General features: G+C 69.3%; 21 protein-coding genes. All 21 read right to left on the reverse strand.

Annotated features, from left to right (window positions below):
* Window positions 1-9 precede the first annotated feature (9 nt).
* Window positions 10-1,452: a F0F1 ATP synthase subunit beta gene (gene atpD, locus ACZ4XX_RS11600; RefSeq protein ID WP_468507737.1), complete on the reverse strand. Its 1,443-nt coding sequence runs from the start codon at window positions 1,450-1,452 to the stop codon at window positions 10-12.
* Window positions 1,452-2,369, reverse strand: coding sequence for a F0F1 ATP synthase subunit gamma (locus ACZ4XX_RS11605; RefSeq protein WP_376317027.1), 918 nt, complete (start codon window positions 2,367-2,369; stop codon window positions 1,452-1,454). Before ACZ4XX_RS11605 ends, atpD begins: the two co-directional genes overlap by 1 nt.
* Window positions 2,370-2,389: 20 nt before the next feature.
* Window positions 2,390-3,988: a F0F1 ATP synthase subunit alpha gene (atpA, locus tag ACZ4XX_RS11610; RefSeq protein ID WP_406062196.1), complete on the reverse strand. Its 1,599-nt coding sequence runs from the start codon at window positions 3,986-3,988 to the stop codon at window positions 2,390-2,392.
* Between the two features lie 146 nt (window positions 3,989-4,134).
* Entirely contained in the window at window positions 4,135-4,950 is an 816-nt protein-coding gene (locus tag ACZ4XX_RS11615; RefSeq protein WP_468507738.1) for a F0F1 ATP synthase subunit delta, read from the reverse strand.
* The gene (locus ACZ4XX_RS11620) at window positions 4,947-5,492 is read right to left on the reverse strand and encodes a F0F1 ATP synthase subunit B (RefSeq protein WP_030321090.1); all 546 of its coding nucleotides are present in this window, start codon (window positions 5,490-5,492) and stop codon (window positions 4,947-4,949) included. The genes ACZ4XX_RS11615 and ACZ4XX_RS11620 overlap by 4 nt, the downstream gene beginning before the upstream one ends.
* 40 nt (window positions 5,493-5,532) lie before the next feature.
* Window positions 5,533-5,790 (reverse strand): ATP synthase F0 subunit C, encoded by a 258-nt coding sequence (gene atpE / locus ACZ4XX_RS11625; protein WP_093874070.1) that lies wholly within the window; start codon window positions 5,788-5,790, stop codon window positions 5,533-5,535.
* Between the two features lie 94 nt (window positions 5,791-5,884).
* On the reverse strand, window positions 5,885-6,694 hold the full coding sequence (gene atpB, locus ACZ4XX_RS11630; protein WP_319309821.1) for a F0F1 ATP synthase subunit A: 810 nt from the start codon (window positions 6,692-6,694) through the stop codon (window positions 5,885-5,887).
* Between the two features lie 222 nt (window positions 6,695-6,916).
* A complete protein-coding gene (locus tag ACZ4XX_RS11635; RefSeq protein WP_073912432.1) occupies window positions 6,917-7,330 on the reverse strand; it encodes a hypothetical protein in 414 nt (137 codons plus the stop codon).
* A gap of 262 nt (window positions 7,331-7,592) precedes the next feature.
* Window positions 7,593-8,906 (reverse strand): MraY family glycosyltransferase, encoded by a 1,314-nt coding sequence (locus ACZ4XX_RS11640; RefSeq protein ID WP_468507739.1) that lies wholly within the window; start codon window positions 8,904-8,906, stop codon window positions 7,593-7,595.
* A 118-nt stretch (window positions 8,907-9,024) separates the two neighbouring features.
* Window positions 9,025-10,272, reverse strand: a complete 1,248-nt coding sequence (locus ACZ4XX_RS11645; protein WP_468507740.1) for a serine hydroxymethyltransferase — start codon at window positions 10,270-10,272, stop codon at window positions 9,025-9,027.
* 156 nt (window positions 10,273-10,428) lie between these two features.
* Window positions 10,429-11,076: an arsenate reductase/protein-tyrosine-phosphatase family protein gene (locus tag ACZ4XX_RS11650; protein ID WP_406062184.1), complete on the reverse strand. Its 648-nt coding sequence runs from the start codon at window positions 11,074-11,076 to the stop codon at window positions 10,429-10,431.
* On the reverse strand, window positions 11,073-11,720 hold the full coding sequence (locus ACZ4XX_RS11655; RefSeq protein WP_266896677.1) for an L-threonylcarbamoyladenylate synthase: 648 nt from the start codon (window positions 11,718-11,720) through the stop codon (window positions 11,073-11,075). The genes ACZ4XX_RS11650 and ACZ4XX_RS11655 overlap by 4 nt, the downstream gene beginning before the upstream one ends.
* A 49-nt stretch (window positions 11,721-11,769) precedes the next feature.
* A complete protein-coding gene (gene prmC / locus ACZ4XX_RS11660; protein WP_015036198.1) occupies window positions 11,770-12,615 on the reverse strand; it encodes a peptide chain release factor N(5)-glutamine methyltransferase in 846 nt (281 codons plus the stop codon).
* A 46-nt stretch (window positions 12,616-12,661) separates the two neighbouring features.
* On the reverse strand, window positions 12,662-13,738 hold the full coding sequence (prfA, locus tag ACZ4XX_RS11665) for a peptide chain release factor 1 (RefSeq protein ID WP_328942529.1): 1,077 nt from the start codon (window positions 13,736-13,738) through the stop codon (window positions 12,662-12,664).
* A gap of 95 nt (window positions 13,739-13,833) precedes the next feature.
* Window positions 13,834-14,052: a 50S ribosomal protein L31 gene (rpmE, locus tag ACZ4XX_RS11670; RefSeq protein ID WP_030321069.1), complete on the reverse strand. Its 219-nt coding sequence runs from the start codon at window positions 14,050-14,052 to the stop codon at window positions 13,834-13,836.
* 158 nt (window positions 14,053-14,210) lie between these two features.
* The gene (locus tag ACZ4XX_RS11675) at window positions 14,211-15,308 is read right to left on the reverse strand and encodes an LCP family protein (RefSeq protein ID WP_468507741.1); all 1,098 of its coding nucleotides are present in this window, start codon (window positions 15,306-15,308) and stop codon (window positions 14,211-14,213) included.
* Between the two features lie 216 nt (window positions 15,309-15,524).
* Window positions 15,525-17,573 (reverse strand): transcription termination factor Rho, encoded by a 2,049-nt coding sequence (gene rho / locus ACZ4XX_RS11680; protein ID WP_468507742.1) that lies wholly within the window; start codon window positions 17,571-17,573, stop codon window positions 15,525-15,527.
* A 416-nt stretch (window positions 17,574-17,989) separates the two neighbouring features.
* Complete coding sequence (gene thrB, locus ACZ4XX_RS11685) at window positions 17,990-18,907, reverse strand: homoserine kinase (protein ID WP_030321061.1); 918 nt, start codon at window positions 18,905-18,907, stop codon at window positions 17,990-17,992.
* Window positions 18,908-19,216: 309 nt separating this feature from the next.
* Complete coding sequence (gene thrC / locus ACZ4XX_RS11690; protein WP_468507743.1) at window positions 19,217-20,287, reverse strand: threonine synthase; 1,071 nt, start codon at window positions 20,285-20,287, stop codon at window positions 19,217-19,219.
* A gap of 6 nt (window positions 20,288-20,293) precedes the next feature.
* The gene (locus ACZ4XX_RS11695; protein ID WP_209496821.1) at window positions 20,294-21,586 is read right to left on the reverse strand and encodes a homoserine dehydrogenase; all 1,293 of its coding nucleotides are present in this window, start codon (window positions 21,584-21,586) and stop codon (window positions 20,294-20,296) included.
* A gap of 144 nt (window positions 21,587-21,730) precedes the next feature.
* Window positions 21,731-23,122 carry a diaminopimelate decarboxylase gene (lysA, locus tag ACZ4XX_RS11700; RefSeq protein ID WP_468507744.1) on the reverse strand — a complete coding sequence of 464 codons (1,392 nt, stop codon included), beginning with the start codon at window positions 23,120-23,122 and terminating at the stop codon, window positions 21,731-21,733.
* Window positions 23,123-23,125 lie beyond the last annotated feature (3 nt).

A 23,125-nucleotide genomic window follows, 5' to 3' on the forward strand; every position in this document is an offset into this window, starting at 1 on the left:
GCACGGGGCTCAGGAGACGCCGAGCTCCTTGGCGTTGGCCTTGAGGTCCTCAAGGCCACCGCACATGAAGAACGCCTGCTCGGGGAAGTGGTCGTACTCACCGTCGCAGATCGCGTTGAACGCGGCGATCGACTCGTCGAGCGGAACGTCCGAACCGTCCACACCGGTGAACTGCTTCGCCGCGTGGGTGTTCTGGGACAGGAAGCGCTCGACACGGCGGGCGCGGTGGACAACGAGCTTGTCCTCCTCGCTCAGCTCGTCGATACCGAGGATCGCGATGATGTCCTGGAGGTCCTTGTACTTCTGCAGGATTCCCTTGACGCGCGTGGCGGCGTCGTAGTGGTCCTGCGCGATGTAGCGCGGGTCCAGGATCCGGGACGTGGAGTCCAGCGGGTCCACGGCCGGGTAGATGCCCTTCTCGGAGATCGGACGGGAGAGAACCGTCGTCGCGTCGAGGTGGGCGAAGGTGGTGGCCGGAGCCGGGTCGGTCAGGTCGTCCGCGGGGACGTAGATCGCCTGCATCGAGGTGATCGAGTGACCACGGGTCGAGGTGATGCGCTCCTGGAGGAGACCCATCTCGTCGGCCAGGTTCGGCTGGTAACCCACCGCGGAGGGCATACGGCCGAGCAGGGTCGACACCTCGGAACCGGCCTGGGTGAAGCGGAAGATGTTGTCGATGAAGAACAGCACGTCCTGCTTCTGCACATCGCGGAAGTACTCCGCCATGGTCAGACCGGCGAGGGCCACGCGGAGACGGGTGCCCGGGGGCTCGTCCATCTGGCCGAAGACCAGCGCGGTCTTGTCCAGAACGCCGGCCTCCTCCATCTCCACCATGAGGTCGTTGCCCTCGCGGGTGCGCTCGCCGACGCCCGCGAAGACCGACACACCGTCGTGCAGCTTGGCCACACGGACGATCATTTCCTGGATCAGAACGGTCTTGCCGACACCGGCACCACCGAACAGACCGATCTTTCCACCCTTGACGTACGGGGTGAGAAGGTCGACGACCTTGAGGCCGGTCTCGAACATCTCGGTCTTGGACTCGAGCTGGTCGAAGTCAGGGGCCTTGCGGTGGATCGTCCAGCGCGGCGCGTCGGCCACGGTGGACTCGTCGGCGTTCAGCACCTGACCGAGCGTGTTGAACACGCGGCCCTTGGTGACGTCGCCGACCGGGACGGTGATGCCCGTGCCCGTGTCGGTCACCGCGGCCTGGCGGACCAGACCGTCGGTGGGCTGCATGGAGATGGCGCGGACGACGCCGTCACCGAGGTGCTGGGCGACCTCGAGGGTCAGCGTCTTGGTCGCGCCCTCCTCGGTCGGGTCCATGACCTCGACGTGCAGCGCGTTGTAGATCGCCGGCATCGCGTCGACGGGGAACTCCACGTCGACGACCGGGCCGATGACCCGGGCGACGCGGCCCGTGGCGGCGGCCGTCTCAACAGTGGTCGTCATTACTTGTCACTCCCCGCGGTCGCGTCGGCCAGGGCTGCGGTGCCACCGACGATCTCGCTGATTTCCTGGGTGATTTCGGCCTGGCGGGCCGCGTTGGCAAGTCGGGAGAGGTTGTTGATCAAGTCTCCCGCGTTGTCGGTCGCCGACTTCATCGCGCGTCGCGTGGCGGCGTGCTTGGAAGCAGCCGACTGGAGCAGCGCGTTGTAGATCCGGCTCTCGACGTACCGCGGCAGCAGGGCGTCGAGGACGTCCTCCGCCGACGGCTCGAAGTCGTACAGCGGACGAAGCGTGTCCGAGTCGCCCGCCTCCTTCGCCACCTCGTCGAGGCTGAGGGGCAGCAGCCGGGCCTCGACCGCGGTCTGCGTCATCATCGAGACGAACTCGGTGTAGACGATGTGGAGCTCGTCCACACCACCCTCCGCCGTGTCCTTCTCGATCGCCTCGATCAGCGGAGCCGCGATCGTCTTGGCGTCGCCGTACGAAGGCTGGTCCGTGAACCCGGTCCACGAGCCGGCCAGCTTCCGCTCACGGAAGTTGTAGTGCGCGATGCCACGACGGCCCACCACGTAGATGGTGACCTCGCGACCCTCGCCCTCCAGCTTCGCCGTCAGCTTCTCCGCCGCCTTGATGGCGTTGGAGTTGAAGGCACCGGCCAGACCGCGGTCGCTCGAGAGGAGCAGAACCGCGGCGCGGATCGGGTTCTCCGCCTCGGTGGTCAGCGGGTGCTTGTCGTTCGCACCCGTGGCCACCGCCGTGACCGCGCGCGTCAGCTCGGTCGCGTACGGAGTCGACGCCTGCACCTTGCGCTGCGCCTTGACGACACGCGAGGCGGCGATCATCTCCATCGCCTTGGTGATCTTCTTCGTCGCGGTGACGGATTTGATGCGACGCTTGTAGACCCGGAGCTGCGCTCCCATGAGTCAGGTCCCTTCCGTCGTCACTTCGAGACGTTGACGGCGGCAGGAGCGTCCTCGCCCAGCAGCTTGCCGTCAGAGGTCTCGAACTGCTTCTTGAACTCCGCGATGGCGTCGCCCACGGCCTGCAGGGTGTCGTCGGACATCTTGCCGCCCTCACGGATGGAGGTCATGAGGCCCGAGTGGCTCTGGCGCAGGTACGCCAGGAGCTCGGCCTCGAAGCGGCGGATGTCGGCGACCGGGACGTCGTCCATCTTGCCGGTGGTACCGGCCCAGACGGAGACGACCTGGTTCTCGGTGGGCATCGGCTGGTACTGAGCCTGCTTGAGCAGCTCGACCATGCGCTGTCCACGCTCCAGCTGCGCCTTGGAGGCGGCGTCCAGGTCGGAACCGAAGGCGGCGAACGCCTCGAGCTCACGGAACTGGGCCAGGTCCACGCGGAGGCGACCGGAGATCTGCTTCATCGCCTTGTGCTGGGCGGAGCCACCGACACGCGAGACCGAGATACCGACGTTCAGGGCCGGACGCTGGCCGGCGTTGAACAGGTCGGACTCCAGGAAGCACTGGCCGTCGGTGATGGAGATGACGTTGGTCGGGATGAACGCCGACACGTCGTTCGCCTTGGTCTCGACGATCGGAAGACCGGTCATCGAACCGGCACCCAGCTCGTCCGAGAGCTTCGCGCAGCGCTCGAGCAGACGCGAGTGCAGGTAGAAGACGTCACCCGGGTAGGCCTCACGGCCCGGCGGGCGGCGCAGCAGCAGCGACACGGCGCGGTAGGCGTCGGCCTGCTTCGACAGGTCGTCGAAGACGATCAGGACGTGCTTGCCCTGGTACATCCAGTGCTGGCCGATGGCGGAGCCGGTGTACGGCGCCAGGTACTTGAAGCCGGCCGGGTCGGACGCCGGGGCGGCGACGATCGTCGTGTACTCGAGCGCACCGGCCTCTTCCAGGGCGCCGCGAACGGACGCGATGGTCGAGCCCTTCTGGCCGACGGCGACGTAGATGCAGCGGACCTGCTTGTTCACGTCGCCCGAGCGCCAGTTGTCGCGCTGGTTGATGATCGTGTCGACACACAGAGCGGTCTTGCCGGTCTGACGGTCACCGATGATCAGCTGACGCTGACCACGGCCGACCGGCGTCATGGCGTCGACGGCCTTGTAGCCGGTCTCCATCGGCTCGTGCACCGACTTACGGGCCATAACGCCCGGGGCCTGCAGCTCGAGGGCGCGGCGGCCCTCGGTCGCGATCTCGCCGAGACCGTCGATCGGGTTGCCGAGCGGGTCGACGACGCGACCCAGGTAACCCTCACCGACACCGACGGAGAGGACCTCGCCGGTGCGCTGCACCGACTGACCCTCCTCGATGCCACTGAACTCGCCGAGGACGATCGCACCGATCTCGCGCTCTTCGAGGTTCAGCGCGAGACCGAGGGTCCCGTCCTCGAACTTCAGCAGCTCGTTCGCCATGGCCGAGGGAAGACCCTCGACCTTCGCGATACCGTCACCGGCCAGGCTGACCGTGCCGACCTCCTCGCGCGAGGCCGCGTCCGGCTGGTACGACTGGACGAAGTTCTCCAGTGCGTCCCGGATCTCCTCCGGCCGGATCGTGAGCTCCGCCATCTGGGTTCCCTGCTCTCCTTGTTGGGCCCGAAGTTTCTTAAGGGGTCTGGGGGCCGACCCCCAGGAATCTTCTGCAATCTCTGCACGGCCCAACCGGGCCGCTGGTGTAGCTGTGTAGCTGTGATGCCTTGTGCTGGTGACGGTCGTCAGCCGGCCAGTCGACGGGTCGCCTCGTCGAGGCGCTCCGCGATCGAGCCGTTGATGACCTCGTCGCCGACCTGCACCGTGATCCCGCCGAGGACCGCGGGGTCCACGTCCAGGTTCAGGTGCATCTCGCGGCCGTACAGCTTCGCGAGTACGGCTCCGAGGCGCTGCTTCTGCTGGTCCGACAGCGGCACCGCCGTGGTGACGACGGCGACCATCCGGTCCCGGCGCGCCGCGGCGAGCTTGGAGAGGGACTCGAGTCCCGCTTCCAGGCTACGTCCACGGGGCTGGGTCACCAGACGGACGACCAGGCGCTCGGTGGTGACGTTGGCCTTGCCGCCGAGCAGGCTGCGGAGCAGCTCGCCCTTGGCGGTGGCCGTGGCGGCCTTGTCCGTCAGCGCCGAGCGGAGCTCGGGGCTGGAGGACACGATCCGGCCGAAGCGGAACAGCTCGTCCTCGACACCGTCGAGGGCGCCCGCCTTCTGCGCCGCGGTGAGGTCGGCGGTGTTCGCCAGCTCCTCGGCCGCGTCGACCAGGTCACGCGAACGCGACCAGCGGGAACGCACCATGCCGGACACCAGGTCGACGGTCTCGCCGCCCACCTGACCGCTCAGGAGTCGCTGCGCGAGCTCGGCCTTGGCCTCGCCCGACTGCGCGGGGTCGGTCAGGACCCGGCGCAGCGACACCTCGCGGTCGAGCAGCGTGGTGACTGCGGCCAGCTCGTTCGCGAGCGTCGTCGCGTCGGCCGACGTGTTGTCGGTCAGCGCGTCGAGGGACTCACGTCCGGCGGCCAGTGCCTCACGGCTCGCTCCGTTCATCGGACGGCCTCCGCCTTCTCCTCGAGCTCGTCGAGGAAGCGGTCGATCGTCCGGCTCTGGCGGGCGGAGTCCTCGAGGGACTCGCCGACCAGCTTGCCGGCCAGGTCGGTGGCGAGCTTGCCCACGTCCTGACGCAGCGAGGCAGAAGCGGCCTTGCGGTCGGCCGCGATCTGCGTGTGGCCGGCCGCGATGATCTCCTCGCGCTGGCGCTGGCCTTCCGCCTTCATCTCCTGGATGATCGCGGTGCCCTGCTCCGTCGCCTCCTGGCGAAGACGCGCGGCCTCGTGGCGGGCTTCGGCGAGCTGGGCCTTGTACTGCTCCAGCACGCTCTGAGCCTCGATCTGGGCCGACTCGGCCTTCTCGATGCCACCCTCGATGGCCTCGCGACGCTGCTCCAGAACCTTGTTGATGTTCGGGAGGAGCTTCTTGGCGAGGAAACCGAAGACGATGACGAAGGCGATCAGGCCGATGACGAGCTCGTCGAGATGCGGGATCAGAGGAGGCTGGGGCTCCTCCGCCTGCGCAAGAAGCAGCGCGTTCACATCAGTGCCTTCCGTAAAAGAATCGGGCTGTCGGTCCGGCTTACTGGTAGACGAAGCCCATGACGATGCCGATGAGGGCGAGCGCCTCACAGAACGCGAAGCCCATGATCTGGTTGGTGCGGATCAGGCCGGCAGCTTCGGGCTGACGGGCGAGAGCCTGCGTACCGTTACCGAAGATGATGCCGACGCCGACGCCGGGGCCGATGGCGGCCAGGCCGTAGCCGATCGACGCGACGTTGCCGACCACGTTCTCCTTGGCGCCGGCGGCGAGGTTGACCATGTCGAGAGCAGCGGACATGCCGTTACTTCCTTCTCTTTCAATGACCCGGTGGGGGTTGGCCACCGGACGACTGTTGGATTGGGGGTGAAGCTACGATCCGGGACGGATCGGCTCAGTGGTGCTCGGAGAGCGCGCCCTGGATGTAGCTGCAGGCCAGGAGGACGAAGACGTACGCCTGGACGGCCTGGATGAAGAGCTCGAAGGCGGTCATCACGAGGACCATCACGAACGAGGCGCCGGCGTAGACGAAGCCCAGGCCGTTCATGAGGTACCAGGTGGCCAGCGAGAACATCACGATCAGCAGGTGACCGGCGAACATGTTCGCGAACAGTCGCACCGCGTGCGTGAAGGGCCGGATCAGCAGGTTCGAGAAGAACTCGAGGACGACGACCATCGGAAGGATCGCACCGAGCGACTTGTCGTAGCCGACGATGTTCTTCCAGCCGCCGACGAAGCCGTGCTTCTTGAACGTCAGCGAGATCCACATGACGTAGACGATCAGCGCGAGACCGGCCGGGAAGGCGATCAGCGAGGTGACCGGGAACTGGGCGAGCGGAATGATCGACCAGAGGTTCATGATCCAGACGAAGAAGAACAACGACACCATGAAGGGGACGTACTTCTCGCCGTCCTTCTTGCCGATGATCTCGTAGACGATGCCGCGGCGCACGAAGTCGTAGCCGGCCTCGCCAACCATCTGCAGCTTGCCGGGGACCAGCTTGGGCTTGCGGAACGCGGCCCAGAAGAACCCGACGACCACGATGGAGCCCAGGAGGGCGAGCAGCATCGGCTTGGTGATCTCGATGCCCCCCACCGTCGCGATGGGCTCGTACATGAACGTGTGCAGGCCCGGCGCCGGGAAGCCACATCCACTGAAGATGTGGCAATCCGGGTCGAAGGCAAGCGTCTGGTCAGCACTCACCGCGGGCTCCTTCAGCGTGGCGCATAGGTACGGCAACCTCGTTGTGTCGGCGCGGCACGCAGCCGCGGGTCGGCACTGGACTGGTCTTACGGATAAGGGGGCGGCGGTTCGGCATCGAGCCTCGCGCTGGGACAGGCGTCTCGGATGCCCGCGCCCGCAGTGCCGCAGTTGGCACCGGACGATAGCAGGAAGCCGAACGCGGCTTTATCCCGGCCCTACCCTTCACGACTTCGACCCCGTGTTTCCGGGGTCGATGTACGTGATCTTGGCCTTCATGTAGGCACGGGCCTGTGCGGCGACCCACACCACGGTCGTCGCGAGCAGCGTGAAAGCGAAGGCCTTGAAGTTGAACAGCGTGGTGTTCTTGAGCAAGGCCAGGAAGATGAAGAGCACCAGCAACTGCGCCGTGTAGAGCATGAGCCCCATGGCCTGGAACAGATGCGGGAGCGACTTCGCCGTCCGCTGCAGGACGACCTGCCCGATCCCCATGAAGAGGAGCACGACCAGGGTGCCGACGACGGCGCCGAGCGCGCCCTTGCCACCGGCGACCACAGCGCTGATGACCGTGGCGATCGCGCCGACGGCAGCGGTGGGGATGACGGTGTGCAGAAGGATGCGTGCGTCGTTGGACGGCATGGCGGTGTCTCCGCTTGCTGAAGGGGGCGATGGTGTCGTCAAGGACGAGCGTAAGCCCGGTCCGAGGTGGGTCTCGGGGCCAACAGACCGTCGCACTACGGTCTTTCGGCACTGCCGCCGGGTCTCGTGAACGGTATCACAAACTATTTGAATAGGTCTTTACCCATAAGGTGTGCCAACTGTCACACATGAGAGTTACCCCGCGCGTGTGTGCGCGGCGGCACGACGCCTTGTCTGCTAATGGCCGCGCATGCGGCTTTCGTCAACTTGGCGTTCCGGCCTTCCGCCTGTCGGTGAAGCGCCCCCGGTTGCCGATGGCGGTGGCGCCGTTGATCCCCGCCGGCACCGGAATGCGCTCCTCCTCGACCACGACGGGCTCAGGAGCGGCCTCCGCGACGGGAACCCGCTTGCGGCGTCGGTAGCGAGGCGGTACGACCGACTCGGCCCAGCGGGGCGCGCGCGGGGTGAAGCGCGGCAGCAGGAGCAGCACCAGGCCGATCGCGCTGAGACCGACGACGCAGAGGACGATCCACATCGACGCCGAGTGGACCGAGTACGCCAGCGTTCCGAAGGCGATGAGCGCCGACCAGAAGTACATGATCAGGACCGCGCGGCTGTGCGAGTGCCCGATCTCCAGGAGCCGGTGGTGCAGGTGCCCCCGGTCGGCCGCGAACGGCGACTGGCCCTTCCACGTACGGCGCACGATCGCGAGGATCAGGTCCGCCATCGGGATCGCGATGATCGTCAGCGGCAGCACCAGCGGGATGAAGACCGGCAGCGCGGCGTGCGTGGCCTCACGGGTCGAACCCTCGAAGATCTTCAGCGCGTCCGGGTCGACCTGACCGGTGATCGAGATGGCCGAGGCCGCCAGGATCAGACCGATCAGCATCGAGCCGGAGTCGCCCATGAAGATCCGCGCCGGGTGCATGTTGTGCGGCAGGAAGCCCAGGCACATGCCCATGAGGATGACGGTGAAGAGCGTCGCGGGGGCGGCGGCCTCGATCGTGTAGCCGTACCAGAGGCGGTACGCGTACAGGAAGAAGGCGGCGGCGGCGATGCAGACCATGCCGGCCGCGAGACCGTCGAGGCCGTCGACGAAATTGACCGCGTTGATGGTGAGGACGACCAGGGCGACGGTCAGGAGCGTGCCCTGCCACGGGGTCAGCGAGACGACGCCGACACCCGGGATCGGCAGCCACAGGATCGTCAGACCCTGCGCCACCATGACGCCCGCCGAGATCATCTGCGCGCCCAGCTTGATCAGGGCGTCCAGTTCGAACTTGTCGTCCAGGACGCCGATCAGCCAGATCAGGGCGGCACCGGAGAGCAGCGCGCGCGGCTCGTTGGAGAGCTCGAAGACGCTGTTCAGGTTCTGCAGGTGGTCGGCGACGAGAAGTCCCGCGCACAGCCCGAAGAACATGGCGATGCCACCGAGCCGCGGAGTCGGTTCTCGGTGTACGTCTCGGGCACGGATCTCCGGCATCGCCCCGGTCGCGATGGCGAACTTCCGCACCGGACCGGTGAGCAGATAGGTCACCGCGGCCGTGACACAGAGCGTCAGCAGGTAATCACGCACGGGCTGCCCCACAGGTTTCGCTGGCCATCTCAGCCCCACACCCTAGCCGTGCCGTCCATGTGCTTGGAGACACCTGGACCACCCGAACGGTTGCACAGCGACTTTCCGTGACCTCGCCTCAGCCTCCATACGGGGGAAATCGCCCGGTCAGCCCCCGTACCTCCGCCCGTACCCGGGCCGTCTCCGCGGGATCGTCACGCAGCGCCGCGGTGAACAACCCGGCGATCTGCGCCATCTCCGGGGCCCCCATCCCCTGGGTGGTGACCGCGGCGGTACCGAGCCGGATGCCGCGCCCCTCCCCGTAAGGAAGCGCACATGTGTCGAGGACCATGCCGCCGGCGGCGAGCCGGGCACGGGCCGTGCGGCCGTCGACCCCCAGGGGCGCCGGGTCGGCGGTGATGAGGTGGGTGTCGGTGCCGCCGGTCGTCAGCGCGAACCCCTCGGCGGCGAGCGCGGCCGCGAGCACGCGCGCGTGCTCGACCACCTGGTGGGCGTACCCGGTGAACGCCGGGGTGGACGCCTCGCCGAAGGCCACCGCCTTCGCCGCGATGGTGTGCATCTGGGCGCCGCCCTGGGTGAACGGGAAGACGGCCCGGTCGATCCGCCCCGCGAGGTCCCGCCCGCACAGGATCATCCCGCCGCGCGGGCCGCGCAGCACCTTGTGCGTGGTCGCGCAGACGACATCGGCGTACGGGACGGGGCTGGGGGCCGCTCCCCCGGCGACCAGGCCGATGGGATGGGCGGCGTCGGCGATGAGATAGGCGCCGACCTCGTCGGCGATCTCGCGGAAGAGCGCGTAGTCGAGGTGCCGGGGGTACGCGATGGAGCCGCACACGATCGCCTTCGGGCGGTGGTGGCGGGCGAGCGCGGCGACCTGTTCGTAGTCGACGAGCCCTGTCTCGGCGTCGACGCCGTACGGGACGAAGTCGAACCAGCGCCCGGAGAAGTTGGCGGGCGAACCGTGGGTGAGGTGCCCGCCGTGGTCCAGGCCCATGGCCAGGACCGTGTCACCTGGCCTCAGGAGGGCCGCGTACGCCGCCAGGACGGCCGCGGAGCCCGAGTGGGCCTGGACGTTCGCGTGGTCGGCCCCGAACAGCGCTGTGGCCCGTTCCACGGCGATCCGCTCGGCGGCGTCGGCGTACTCGCAGCCACCGTGGTGACGTGCGCCGGGATACCCCTCGGCGTACTTGTTGGCGAGCGGGGAGCCGAGGGCGGCGAGAACGGCGGGCGAGGTGAAGTTCTCGGCGGCGATCAGCTGCAGGCTGTCGGCCTGCCGCCGCGTCTCTCCGAGCAGCACGTCGGCGATCTCGGGGTCCTGCCGGCGCAGGACGTCGAGAGCCTCATCGGGGGGAGCGGTGACCGACATGTCACCAATGTAGGCACGCACTCCCCCACGCGCCCGGTGAACGGCGGGCACGCACCGCGCGAACGGCGGTCGCGCCTCGCGACGCCGGTCGGTGGCCGGCTCGCACGCCCGTCGGTCGCGGGCTCGTACGCCGGTCGTCTCGGGCTCGTGCGCCCGTCAGTCGCGCGCCGAGACGCCCGTCAGCGCCGTCACCACCGGCTCCAGCGCCTGGTTGATCTCGTCGCCGATCGAGCGGAAGAAGGTGATCGGGGCTCCGTACGGATCGTTGACCTCGTCCGCGTCCACCGACGGGGCCAGCAGCCACCCGCGTAGAGCCGCTGCAGCGCGGACCAGGGCACGCGCGCGTTCCACCATGCCCTCGTCGTGGGCGTCCGGGAGCGTAGCCGGGTCTATCGCGCGGACCAGGCGGGTGAACTCCTTCAGGGTGAAGGTGCGCAGGCCCGCCGAGTGGCCCATCGAGATGACCTGGGCGCGGTGGTCGCGGGTCGCCGTCAGGACCAGGTCCGCGCGGATGACGTGCTCGTCGAGGAGCTCCCGCCCCACGAAGCCGCTGTAGTCCGCGCCGAAGTCGGCGAGGACCAGTTCCGCGTTGGCCTCCATCGGGGCGCCCTCGTGGCCCCAGGTGCCCGCGCTCTCCACGATCAGGCCGCCGCCGAGAGGGTCGCCGAGGCGGTCGCTCAGGGCATGGCGGGTCAGCCGCTCGGTGATCGGCGAGCGGCAGACGTTGCCGGTGCTGACGTGGAGGATGCGGAAGGTGTTGCTGTCGTCGAACCCCGCTATGCCACGCCCCTCAGGGGCGGTCAATTCGCCACCTCGAGGTCGGGTACGACCTTCCGGAGCTCCTCCGGCGAGAGCGCGCCCTCGCGCAGCAGTACCGGCACCTTGCCCGTGACGTCGACGATCGAGGACGGGACGATGCCGGGCGTGGGGCCGCCGTCCAGGTAGACGGAGACGGCGTCGCCGAGCATCTGCTGGGCCGCGTCGCAGTCCTCCGGAGACGGGTGTCCCGTGAGGTTCGCCGACGAGACGGCCATCGGGCCGACCTCGGTGAGCAGCTCGATGGCGACCGGGTGCAGCGGCATGCGGATGGCGACGGTGCCCCGGGTGTCGCCGAGGTCCCACTGCAGGGACGGCTGGTGCTTGGCGACGAGGGTGAGGGCGCCGGGCCAGAAGGCGTCGACGAGCTCCCAGGCCTGCTCGGAGAAGTCCGTGACCAGGCCGTGGAGGGTGTTCGGGGAGCCGATGAGCACGGGCGTGGGCATGTTGCGGCCCCGGCCCTTGGCGGCGAGCAGGTCCGCCACGGCCTCGCTGCTGAAGGCGTCCGCCCCGATCCCGTACACGGTGTCGGTGGGCAGCACGACCAGCTCGCCCCGGCGGACGGCGGACGCGGCCTCGCGCAGACCGGTCACGCGGTCGGTCGCCTCGTTGCAGTCGTATCGCCGTGCCATCAGTTCCCGGCCTCCTCGTACACGTGGTTCGTCATGGCGGTCATGCCGGTCATGGCATGGCCTTGCGGGCGGTCGCGAAGCGCGGCCGGTTGTTCAGGTCCGGGTGGTCGGCGGCGTCGGCCCAGCCTGCCTCTTCGTTGAAGATCCACGGCACCTGCCCGCCCTGGGTGTCCGCGTGCTCGATGACGACGAGGCCGCCGGGACGGAGCAGCCGGTGGGCGGTGCGTTCGATGCCGCGGATGGTGTCGAGGCCGTCCTCGCCCGAGAAGAGGGCCATCTCCGGATCGTGGTCGCGTGCCTCGGGTGCGACGTACTCCCACTCGGTGAGCGGGATGTACGGCGGGTTGGAGATGACCAGGTCGACCTGGCCGTCCAGCTCGGGGAGCGCGCTGAGCGCGTCGCCCTGGTGGACGGTGACGCGGGAGCCCTCGGCGTTCTTGCGGGTCCACACGAGGGCGTCGTCGGAGAGCTCGACCGCGTGCACGCGCGAGCGCGGCACCTCCTGGGCCATCGCGAGGGCGATGGCGCCGGAGCCGGTGCAGAGGTCCACGATGAGGGGTTCGACGACGTCCATCGCGCGTACGGCGTCTATGGCCCAGCCGACGACCGACTCGGTCTCCGGGCGCGGCACGAAGACCCCGGGCCCGACCTGGAGCTCCAGGTACCGGAAGAACGCCCGCCCGGTGATGTGCTGGAGCGGTTCGCGGGCCTCGCGGCGGGCGACGGTCTCCCAGTAGCGGGCGTCGAAGTCCGCGTCCTTGACGTTGTGCAGCTCCCCCCGCTTGACGCCGTGCACGAACGCGGCGAGCTCCTCCGCGTCGAAACGCGGTGAGGGAACGCCGGCGTCGGCCAGCCGCTGGGTGGCCTGGGCCACCTCGGCAAGCAGCAGGTTCACGCTGGTCCTCCGTGGTGCGGGGTGGGGCTTACGGAACTGGTGCCACTTACGCCGCGGCGAGCTTGGCGGCCGAGTCGGCGTCGACGCAGGCCTGGATCATCGGGTCCAGCTCGCCGTCGAGCACCTGGTCCAGGTTGTACGCCTTGAAGCCGACGCGGTGGTCCGAGATCCGGTTCTCCGGGAAGTTGTACGTGCGGATCTTCTCGGACCGGTCGACGGTGCGGACCTGGCTGCGGCGGGCGTCGGCGGCCTTGGACTCGGCCTCCTCCTGCGCGGCGGCGAGGAGCCGGGACCGCAGGATGCGCATGGCCTGCTCCTTGTTCTGGAGCTGGCTCTTCTCGTTCTGGCAGGAGGCGACGATGCCGGTCGGCAGGTGGGTGATGCGGACGGCGGAGTCGGTGGTGTTGACCGACTGGCCGCCGGGGCCCGACGAGCGGTAGACGTCGATGCGCAGGTCGTTGGCGTGGACCTCGACCTCGACCTCCTCGGCCTCGGGCGTGACGAGGACGCCGGCGGCGGAGGTGTGGATGCGGCCGGCGGACTCGGTCGCGGGCACGCGCTGCACGCGGTGCACCCCGCCCTCGTACTTCAGGCGCGCCCAGACGCCCTGGCCGGGCTCGGTGGCGCCGTTGCCGCCCTTGGTCTTCACGGCGACCTGGACGTCCTTGTAGCCGCCCAGCTCGGACTCGGTGGCGTCGATGATCTCGGTCTTCCAGCCGACGCGCTCGGCGTACCTCAGGTACATGCGGAGCAGGTCGCCGGCGAAGAGGGCGGACTCGTCGCCGCCCGCGCCCGCCTTGATCTCCAGGATGACGTCCTTGTCGTCGCTCGGGTCGCGCGGGACGAGGAGCAGACGGAGCTTCTCGGTGAGCTCCTCCCGGTCCTTCTCCAGCTGCTTGACCTCGGCCGCGAAGTCGGGATCGTCGTGTGCCAGCTCGCGGGCGGTCTCGATGTCGTCACCGGTCTGCTTCCAGGCCCGGTAGGTGGCGACGATCGGGGTCAGCTCGGCGTAGCGCTTGTTCAGCTTGCGCGCGTTCGCCTGGTCGGCGTGGACCGAAGGGTCTGCGAGCTTCGTCTCGAGGCCGGCATGCTCGCCGACCAGTTCCTCGACCGCCTCGAACATCGGGGGCTCCTGGGTTTTCGTCAGTTGCTACGGGACGGCAAAGCGCCGGTCCCGGCCACCCGCGCGGGGCGACCGTGGACCGGCGCAGGGGCTCGCTACTTGGCGGAGCCGGCCTTGCCGAAGCGGGCCTCGAAGCGGGCGACGCGGCCGCCGGTGTCGAGGATCTTCTGCTTGCCCGTGTAGAACGGGTGGCACTCGGAGCAGACCTCGGCACGGATGGTGCCCTCGGTCAGCGTGCTCCGGGTGGTGAACGACGCGCCACAGGTGCAGCTGACCTGGGTCTCGACGTACTCGGGGTGAATCTCGCGCTTCAAGGTGTCTCCTAGTTTCGGGAGGGCTCCGGGTCGCTTCCGCGGGTCGCGGCAAACGTGAACCGGGGCCGACGTACCAGTCTGCCAGGACTGGCCGCATCTCCCCAAACCGGGGTTGCGGCGAAAGTATTCCTGAGCTGCCTCGGACGGCGGTCGAGGTGCTACTTCACGATGCCCTCGGCCTGGCCGGTGGCCGCGTCCTTCGTCGCCGACGCGGGGATCGGCCGATCCTTCTTCAGGGCCTTCCAGACCTGCGCCGACTGGGCTTCCAGGGGCACGACGCGGTTGGGGTCCCGGGGGTCGTACTCGACGGGCAGGGTGACCATGTGGACGTTCTGGGCGCCGATGCCGGAGAGGCCCTTGGCGAAGCCCATCAGCTCCTGGACGGAGTCGAGTTCGGAGTCTGGGGTGATGGCCTTGGTGGCGGCGTCGGCGAGGTCGAGGAGCTTCTTCGGGTTGGTGAGGACGCCGACGTCCTTGACCTGGTTCATGAAGGCCTTCATGAACGCCTGCTGGAGCTGGATGCGACCGAGGTCACTGCCGTCGCCGACGCTCTTGCGGGTCCGGACGAGTCCGAGGGACTGCTCGCCGTCGAGGGTGTGGGTGCCCGGTTCGAGGTCGAGGTGGCTCTTGCCGTCCTTGATGGCCGTGGTGGTGGTGATCTCCACCCCGCCGAGCTTGTCGATGAGCTTCTTGAAGCCGGTGAAGTCGACCTCGATGTAGTGGTCCATGCGGATGCCGGACATCGACTCGACGGTCTTGACGGCGCAGGCGGGGCCGCCGACCTCGTACGCCGTGTTGAACATGGCCCGCTGCTCGGCGGCGACGGCGGTGCCCTGCGGGTCGGTGCACTTCGGCCGGTCGATGAGGGTGTCGCGGGGGATGGAGACCACGCTGGCCTTCTTGTGGCCCTCGTAGACGTGGACGACCATCGCGGTGTCGGAGCGGGCGCCGCCCTCGTCCTTGCCGTAGGCCCCGTTGTCACCGGAGCGGGAGTCGGAGCCCAGGACGAGGATGTCGAGGGAGCCGTTGTCGACGTCGTCGGGGCGGTCGGTGCCGAGCTGGGCGTTGATGTCGACGGTCTCGAGGTTGCCGTCGAGCTTGAAGTAGACGTAGCCCAGGCCGGCGCCGCCGAGGACGAGGACGGCGAGTGCGCCCGAGACCAGGACGGCCGCCCTGCGGCTGCGCCCGGCGGGCTGTTTTCGGCGGCGGCCGCTTCCCGCGCCGCCTATTCGGCCGCTCTTGCTCTGCTCGGTCATCGCCATCCCTCGGGCCCTAGATTCACCATATGTGACGGTGATGCGCCCAGAAGGGTTGCGTACGTGCCTGTGAGGTTTCGGTGAGCGCGGGCCGGAACAGCACTGCGCCCACCGTGCGGGGCACGGTGGGCGCAGTGGTTCACGCAGGTCACGACAGGGTTACGAGGCCGAGGCCGCGCCCTTGTCGTACGACTGGCGCATGACGCAGGTCACACGTCAGTCGTCGTTCTTGCCACCAGGAGTCGTCTTCTGGATCTGGAGCAGGAACTCGCCGTTCGACTTCGTCTGCTTCATCTTGTCGAGCAGCAGCTCGATCGCCTGCTGCTGGTCGAGCGCGTGCAGCACGCGACGCAGCTTCCAGGTGACGGCGAGCTCGTCGCTGCCGAGCAGGATCTCTTCCTTACGCGTACCCGAGGCGTCGACGTCGACGGCCGGGAAGATGCGCTTGTCGGCGAGCTTCCGGTCGAGCTTGAGCTCCATGTTGCCGGTGCCCTTGAACTCCTCGAAGATCACCTCGTCCATGCGCGAGCCGGTGTCGACCAGCGCGGTGGCCAGGATGGTCAGCGAGCCGCCGTCCTCGATGTTGCGCGCCGCACCGAAGAAGCGCTTCGGCGGGTAGAGCGCGGTCGAGTCGACACCACCGGACAGGATGCGGCCGGAGGCAGGCGCCGCGAGGTTGTACGCACGGCCCAGGCGGGTGATCGAGTCGAGCAGGACGACCACGTCGTGACCCAGCTCCACGAGACGCTTGGCGCGCTCGATGGCCAGCTCGGCGACGGTGGTGTGGTCCTCGGCCGGACGGTCGAAGGTCGAGGAGATGACCTCGCCCTTGACCGACCGCTGCATGTCGGTGACCTCTTCCGGACGCTCGTCGACCAGGACGACCATCAGGTGGCACTCGGGGTTGTTGGTGGTGATCGCGTTGGCGATCGCCTGCATGATCATGGTCTTGCCGGTCTTCGGCGGGGCCACGATCAGACCGCGCTGGCCCTTGCCGATCGGCGACACGAGGTCGATGATCCGCGTGGTCAGCACGCCCGGGTCGGTCTCCAGACGGAGCCGGTCCTGCGGGTAGAGCGGGGTCAGCTTGTTGAACTCGGGGCGGCCGCGGCCGGAGTCGGCGGCCATGCCGTTCGCCGAGTCCAGGCGGACCAGCGCGTTGAACTTCTCGCGGCGCTCGCCCTCCTTCGGCTGACGCACGGCACCGGTGACGTGGTCACCCTTGCGCAGGCCGTTCTTGCGGACCTGGGCGAGGGAGACGTACACGTCGTTCGGACCGGGCAGGTAGCCGGAGGTCCGGATGAACGCGTAGTTGTCGAGGATGTCGAGGATGCCCGCGACGGGGATCAGGACGTCGTCGTCGGCGACCTGCGGCTCGCCGGCCTGGAAGTCGTCACGGCCACGACGCCCACGGCGGTCGCGGTAGCGCCCGCGACGCCCGCGGCGACCGCCGGCCTCGTCGTCGTAGTCGTCCTGCGGGCCGGCCTGCTGGCCGCCCTGCTGACCCTGGCTCTGGACCTGCTGGCCCTGACCCTGGCCCTGGCCGCCCTGGCGCTGACGCTGGCCGCCCTGGCCACCGCCCTGCTGCTCGTCGCCCTTGCCACGGTCGCGCTGACGGTCACGACGGTCGCGGCGCTCGCCACGCTCCCCGCGCTCGCCGCGGTCACGGCGGCCACGGCCCTCGGCGCCGTCGACGGCGGCCTCGGCCTTGGTGTCGGTGCCCGCGTCGGCCTTGGCCTCGGTACGGGTCTCGGTCTTGACGACCTGCGCGGCCTCGGCCTTGGCCTCGCCCTCCGGCGAACCGGCGGGGGCGGTGGCACGGCGGCGGCGACGCTCGCCCGCGGGCTGGTCGTCGGAGGCCGGCTGACCCGGGATGTCGATCTGCTGCTGGGCGACGGCCTTCTCGGCCTTCTCCGCCTTGGGCTCGGCGGCCTCGGCAGCGGTCTCACCCGTACGGGTCTTGGCGGTGGTGCGGCGCTTCGGCTTGGTCTCGGCGGCGTCGGCGGCCTTGGCGGGGGCGGCGGAGCCTCCACCGGCCTGCGCCTCCTTGATGACCTCGATCAGCTGGCTCTTGCGCATCCGCGCGGTGCCCCTGATGCCGAGGCCGGACGCGACCTGCTGCAGCTCGGCCAGGACCATGCCCTCGAGGCCGGTGCCGGAGCGGCGGCGCCGTGCGGTGCCGCCGGTGGCAGCACCTGCGGCGGGCGCGGCGGCGTCGACACTGCTGTCGGCAGTCACGCCCATCAGATCGGTGGTGTCGCTCACGAAGGGTCCTTCCCTGGAGCGGACGTCGGCCATCTGGCTCGGCGACCGGTTGTGCTGTCCGGCAGCGGTCCCGTGTTGGGTGGACCGTGTCCGGGGCGGTGGTCCCGCCGGGTACGGCGGAGAGAAAACGTGCTGGGGTCCGGCCCGAGCGCCCCCTGCTCGGCCCTCACTGCAGAAGAGCGAGGGGTGTCGTGCCGGTTCCGGAGCGTGCTCGAAACTGCTCAGGCAGGCTGCTCAGGCAGTTGGGGAGGCTCCCGGAAGAATCGGTGGTCCCTGATGGGGACACTCAGCACCGCGCCACAAAGGCGCCGGGTGCTGACTTGAGGTTAACACTACCGGCTCCAACAAACATTCCCCCTCTCCCTCACCGGCAATCTCCTGTCCCGGACGCTGCCCGGCGTCCGGCCGCCGCGCGCCTAGGGCGCCAGCGGAAGGACGCTCGCTCCGGACGCGTCGAGGTCGAGCCGGTTCGCGGCCCAGCCCTCGCCCGCGAGGCGGGCGACCTTGTCGGCCGTCCCGTGTTCGGCCAGCGCGAGGACCGTGGGGCCCGCGCCGGAGATGACCGCGGGGACGCCGTCCGCCCGCAGCCGGTTCACCAGGGCGATGCTGTCGGGCATCGCGGGAGCCCGGTACTCCTGGTGCAGCCGGTCCTCGGTGGCCGCGAGCAGCAGCTCGGGGCGGCGGGTCAGGGCCTCGACGAGGAGGGCGGCGCGCCCGGCGTTGGCCGCGGCGTCCACGTGCGGGACGGTGCGCGGCAGGAGTCCGCGGGCGGTCTCGGTCAGTACCGGCTTTCCGGGGACGAAAACCACCGGAACGATGGAATCCGAGGGATCCATCCTGATCGCCCGCGCGGCACCGGACTCGGTCCAGGCGAGCGTGAATCCGCCGAGCAGACAGGCGGCGACGTTGTCGGGGTGGCCCTCGATCTCGGTGGCCAGCTCCAGGAGGGCGGCCTCGTCGAGCTTGGCGTCCCCGCCTATGGTCACGGCGCGGGCGGCGACGATGCCGGCGCAGATGGCGGCGGAGGAGGAGCCGAGGCCGCGGCCGTGCGGGATGCGGTTGGCGCAGACGACCTCGAGGCCGCGCGGCTGTCCGCCGAGCAGGTCGAAGGCGGTGCGCAGGGAGCGTACGAGCAGGTGGCTCTCGTCGCGCGGGAGCGTCTCGGCTCCCTCACCGGCGATGTCGACGTGCAGTCCGGAGTCGGCGACACGGACGACGACGTCGTCGTAGAGGCCCAGCGACAGGCCGAAGGCGTCGAAGCCCGGACCGAGATTGGCGCTGGTGGCGGGGACGCGCACCCGTACGGCGGCGGCGCGGAACGCTGGACCGGCCATCGCTCGATGATCTCCTTGATTGCGACAACGGGTTGTTCTGGAACAGCGGGTGTTTCAGAGGGTGTTACGGCGGGTGTTTCAAGAGAAGTACGGGGAACCCGGGGGCCGTTTCAGCCAATGAGGCGACGACGGCAACAACACCGCGCATATGCGTCGGGGCGGGTTCGGTACAGCCTATCGAAGGAAGGTTCTGCCGCGACATAGGGCGCACAGGAGGCGCACGATGCGTGTCGCGGGCCAACCTGTGCGCCTATGTACGTTCCTGATCGGGTTTCGATCAGCACGTTTCCCCGCGCGGAGGGGTGAGGATCAGGCCAGACCGAGGCGCTCGGCGGCGGCGACCGCGTCGACCGGAACGGTGACCGGCTGCGGCGCGCCGGCGACGGCCCAGTCGGGGTCCTTGAGCCCGTTGCCCGTGACCGTGCAGACGATCGTCTGACCCGGGTCGACCTTGCCCTGCTCGGCGGCCTTCAGCAGACCGGCGACCGACGCGGCCGAGGCGGGCTCCACGAAGACGCCCTCCTGCGCGGCCAACAGACGGTAGGCGCGCAGGATCTCACGGTCCGTCACCTCGTCGATGAAGCCGCCCGACTCGTCGCGCGCGGCGATCGCGTAGTCCCACGAGGCCGGGTTGCCGATGCGGATCGCGGTGGCGATCGTCGACGGGTCCTTGACGACCTCGCCGCGCACCAGCGGAGCGGAACCGGAGGCCTGGAAGCCCCACATCCGGGGGCGGTGCGTCGCGAGACCGTCCGTGGCGTACTCGCGGTACCCCTTCCAGTACGCCGTGATGTTTCCGGCGTTGCCCACGGGCAGGACGTGGATGTCGGGAGCGTCGCCCAGCATGTCCACGATCTCGAAGGCTGCGGTCTTCTGACCTTCGATACGGACCGGGTTGACCGAATTGACCAGCGCCACCGGGTAGTTCTCGGAGAGGCTGCGGGCCAGGGTCAGGCAGTCGTCGAAGTTGCCGTCGACCTGGAGGATCTTCGCGCCGTGCACGAGGGCCTGGCCCATCTTGCCGAGCGCGATCTTGCCCTGCGGCACGAGGACGGCCGACACCATGCCGGCGCGTACCGCGTAGGCCGCGGCCGAGGCGGAGGTGTTGCCGGTGGAGGCGCAGATGACGGCCTGCGCCCCCTCCTCCTTGGCCTTGGTGATGGCCATGGTCATGCCCCGGTCCTTGAAGGAGCCGGTGGGGTTGGCGCCCTCGACCTTGAGGTGCACCTCGCAGCCCGTGCGCTCGGAGAGGACCTGAGCGGGTACGAGCGGCGTACCGCCCTCACGGAGCGTGACGACGGGCGTCGTGTCCGTGACCGGAAGGCGGTCCCGGTACTCCTCGATGATGCCGCGCCACTGGTGGGTGCCCTTGTGGGTCATGGGTCCTTACTCCCCTTCAACACGCATGATGCTGGCGACACCGCGCACGGTGTCGAGCTTGCGCAGCGCCTCGACGGTCCCCGAAAGGGCGGCGTCGGGCGCGCGGTGGGTGACGACGACGAGGGAGGCCTCGCCGTCCTTGCCCTTCTGGCGCACCGTATCGATGGATACGCCGTGCTCGGCGAAGACCGTCGCGACCTGGGCGAGGACGCCCGGCTTGTCGGCCACGTCGAGGCTGATGTGGTACCGCGTGACGACCTCGCCCATGGAGCTCACGGGCAGCTGCGTGTACGCGGACTCGCCGGGGCCCGTCGCCTCGTTGAGACGGTTGCGGCAGACGGCGACGATGTCGCCGAGTACGGCGGAGGCGGTCGGCGAGCCGCCCGCCCCGGGGCCGTAGAACATGAGCTGCCCGGCGGCGTCCGCCTCCACGAAGACCGCGTTGTACGCCTCGCGGACGGAGGCCAGCGGGTGGCTGAGCGGGATCATCGCCGGGTGCACGCGCGCGGTGACGGACTCGCCGTCGGCGGCACGCTCGCAGATGGCGAGCAGCTTGATGGTGCAGCCCATCTGCTTGGCGGAGGCGAAGTCGGCTGCGGTGACCTCGGTCATGCCCTCGCGGTAGACGTCGTCGAGGCGCACGCGCGTGTGGAAGGCGATCCCGGCGAGGATGGCGGCCTTGGCGGCGGCGTCGAAGCCCTCGACGTCGGCGGTCGGGTCGGCCTCGGCGTACCCGAGGGCGGTGGCCTCGTCGAGCGCCTCGGAGTAGCCGGCCCCGGAGGTGTCCATCTTGTCGAGGATGAAGTTGGTCGTGCCGTTGACGATGCCCATCACGCGGTTGATCTTGTCGCCGGCGAGGGACTCGCGCAGCGGGCGGATCAGCGGGATGGCGCCGGCGACGGCGGCCTCGTAGTAGAGGTCCTGGCCGTGCTCCTGGGCGGCGGCGTAGAGGTTCGCGCCGTCCTGGGCGAGCAGCGCCTTGTTCGCCGAGACGACGGAGGCGCCGTGCGCGAAGGCGGTGGTGATGAGGGTGCGGGCCGGCTCGACCCCGCCGATGACCTCGACGACGACGTCGATGTCCCCCCGTTTCACGAGGGCGGTGGCGTCGGTGGTGATCAGCTCCGCGGGGATGCCCTCGCGGACCTTGTCCGGGCGGCGGACCGCCACGCCGGCGAGCTCGACCGGGGCGCCGATGCGCGCGGCGAGGTCGTCGGCGTGCGTCGTCATGATGCGCGCCACCTCTGAGCCGACCACTCCACAGCCCAGCAGCGCCACCTTCAGCGGACGCGTACGCATCATCCGACCTCTTTCTCGTCCTACTTCGTATCTCTACGTTTCGAGTCTCTGCGGTTCCCGACGGTGGAACCAGTCTCACTCACCGGACGGGGGTTTCTGCCCATCGTCCGGATCCTGAGACATCTATTTCATCACTCGACTATTTCATCATCCGACGTCGAGACGCAGGAGATCTTCCTCCGTCTCGCGCCGCACGATGACCCGCGCCTCGCCGTCGCGGACGGCGACGACGGGCGGCCGGAGTGCGTGGTTGTAGTTGCTGGCCATGGAGCGGCAGTACGCGCCGGTGGCCGGCACGGCGACGAGGTCGCCGGGCGCCAGGTCCGAGGGCAGGAAGGCGTCCCGTACGACGATGTCGCCGCTCTCGCAGTGCTTTCCGACGACCCGGGAGAGCATGGGCGGGGCGTCGCTGGTCCGCGAGACGAGGTTGACGCTGTACTCGGCGTCGTACAGCGCGGTCCGGATGTTGTCCGACATGCCGCCGTCGACACTCACGTACGTCCGCAGCCCTTCGAGCGGCTTGACCGTCCCCACCTCGTACAGCGTGAAGGCGGTGGGCCCGACGATGGCCCGCCCGGGCTCGACGGAGATACGGGGGGTGGCGAGACCGGCGGCCTCGCACTCCCTCGTGACGATCTCGTTGAGCGCCTTGGCGATCTCGTGCGGCTCGCGCGGGTCGTCCTCGGAGGTGTACGCGATGCCGAGGCCGCCGCCGAGGTCGATCTCGGGCAGCTCGACGCCGTGCTCGTCCCGCACTTCGGCGAGCAGCTGCACGACGCGGCGCGCGGAGACCTCGAAGCCGGCCATGTCGAAGATCTGCGAGCCGATGTGCGAGTGGATGCCGATGAGCTCGAGCCCGTCCAGCTTCAGCGCGCGGCGCACGGCCTCGGCGGCCTGCCCGCCGGCGAGCGCGATGCCGAACTTCTGGTCCTCGTGCGCGGTGGCGATGAACTCGTGCGTGTGGGCCTCGACGCCGACGGTCACCCGGATCTGCACGCGCTGGCGCCTGCCGAGGGACTGCGCGATGTGCGCGACGCGCACGATCTCCTGGAAGGAGTCGAGGACGATCCGCCCCACACCGGCCTCGACGGCCGTACGGATCTCGTTCTCGCTCTTGTTGTTGCCGTGGAACGCGATGCGCTCGGCGGGCATACCGGCGGAGAGGGCGGTGGTGAGCTCGCCACCGGAGCACACGTCGAGGTTCAGCCCCTCTTCCTTGAGCCACCGCACGATGGCCCGGGAGAGGAAGGCCTTCCCGGCGTAGAAGACGTCGGCGTCCTTGCCGAAGGCCTCGGACCAGGCGCGGCAGCGAGCGCGGAAGTCGCTCTCGTCGAGGAAGTAGGCGGGCGTCCCGAACTCCTCCGCGAGGTCGGTCACGCTCAGCCCCCCGACGGTGGCGACACCGCGCTCGTCCCGCTCGACGGTCCGGGACCACACCTTGGGGTCGAGGACGTTGAGGTCCGCGGGGGGCGCGGTGTAGTGACCCTCGGGAAGGACGTCGGCGTGGCGAGGGCCTGCGGGATGGGCGGAACGACTCATGTC

The organism is Streptomyces sp. NPDC029956 (assembly GCF_055574655.1).

Excerpts from the sequence above, each read along its gene's own strand:
- atpD (WP_468507737.1), bottom strand. The coding sequence starts at position 1,452 with ATGACGACCACTGTTGAGACGGCCGCCGCCACGGGCCGCGTCGCCCGG.
- ACZ4XX_RS11605 (WP_376317027.1), bottom strand. The coding sequence starts at position 2,369 with ATGGGAGCGCAGCTCCGGGTCTACAAGCGTCGCATCAAATCCGTCACC.
- atpA (WP_406062196.1), bottom strand. The coding sequence starts at position 3,988 with ATGGCGGAGCTCACGATCCGGCCGGAGGAGATCCGGGACGCACTGGAG.
- ACZ4XX_RS11615 (WP_468507738.1), bottom strand. The coding sequence starts at position 4,950 with ATGAACGGAGCGAGCCGTGAGGCACTGGCCGCCGGACGTGAGTCCCTC.
- atpE (WP_093874070.1), bottom strand. The coding sequence starts at position 5,790 with ATGTCCGCTGCTCTCGACATGGTCAACCTCGCCGCCGGCGCCAAGGAG.
- ACZ4XX_RS11635 (WP_073912432.1), bottom strand. The coding sequence starts at position 7,330 with ATGCCGTCCAACGACGCACGCATCCTTCTGCACACCGTCATCCCCACC.
- ACZ4XX_RS11645 (WP_468507740.1), bottom strand. The coding sequence starts at position 10,272 with ATGTCGGTCACCGCTCCCCCCGATGAGGCTCTCGACGTCCTGCGCCGG.
- ACZ4XX_RS11655 (WP_266896677.1), bottom strand. The coding sequence starts at position 11,720 with ATGGCACGGCGATACGACTGCAACGAGGCGACCGACCGCGTGACCGGT.
- prfA (WP_328942529.1), bottom strand. The coding sequence starts at position 13,738 with ATGTTCGAGGCGGTCGAGGAACTGGTCGGCGAGCATGCCGGCCTCGAG.
- ACZ4XX_RS11675 (WP_468507741.1), bottom strand. The coding sequence starts at position 15,308 with ATGACCGAGCAGAGCAAGAGCGGCCGAATAGGCGGCGCGGGAAGCGGC.
- thrB (WP_030321061.1), bottom strand. The coding sequence starts at position 18,907 with ATGGCCGGTCCAGCGTTCCGCGCCGCCGCCGTACGGGTGCGCGTCCCC.
- thrC (WP_468507743.1), bottom strand. The coding sequence starts at position 20,287 with ATGACCCACAAGGGCACCCACCAGTGGCGCGGCATCATCGAGGAGTAC.
- ACZ4XX_RS11695 (WP_209496821.1), bottom strand. The coding sequence starts at position 21,586 with ATGATGCGTACGCGTCCGCTGAAGGTGGCGCTGCTGGGCTGTGGAGTG.
- lysA (WP_468507744.1), bottom strand. The coding sequence starts at position 23,122 with ATGAGTCGTTCCGCCCATCCCGCAGGCCCTCGCCACGCCGACGTCCTT.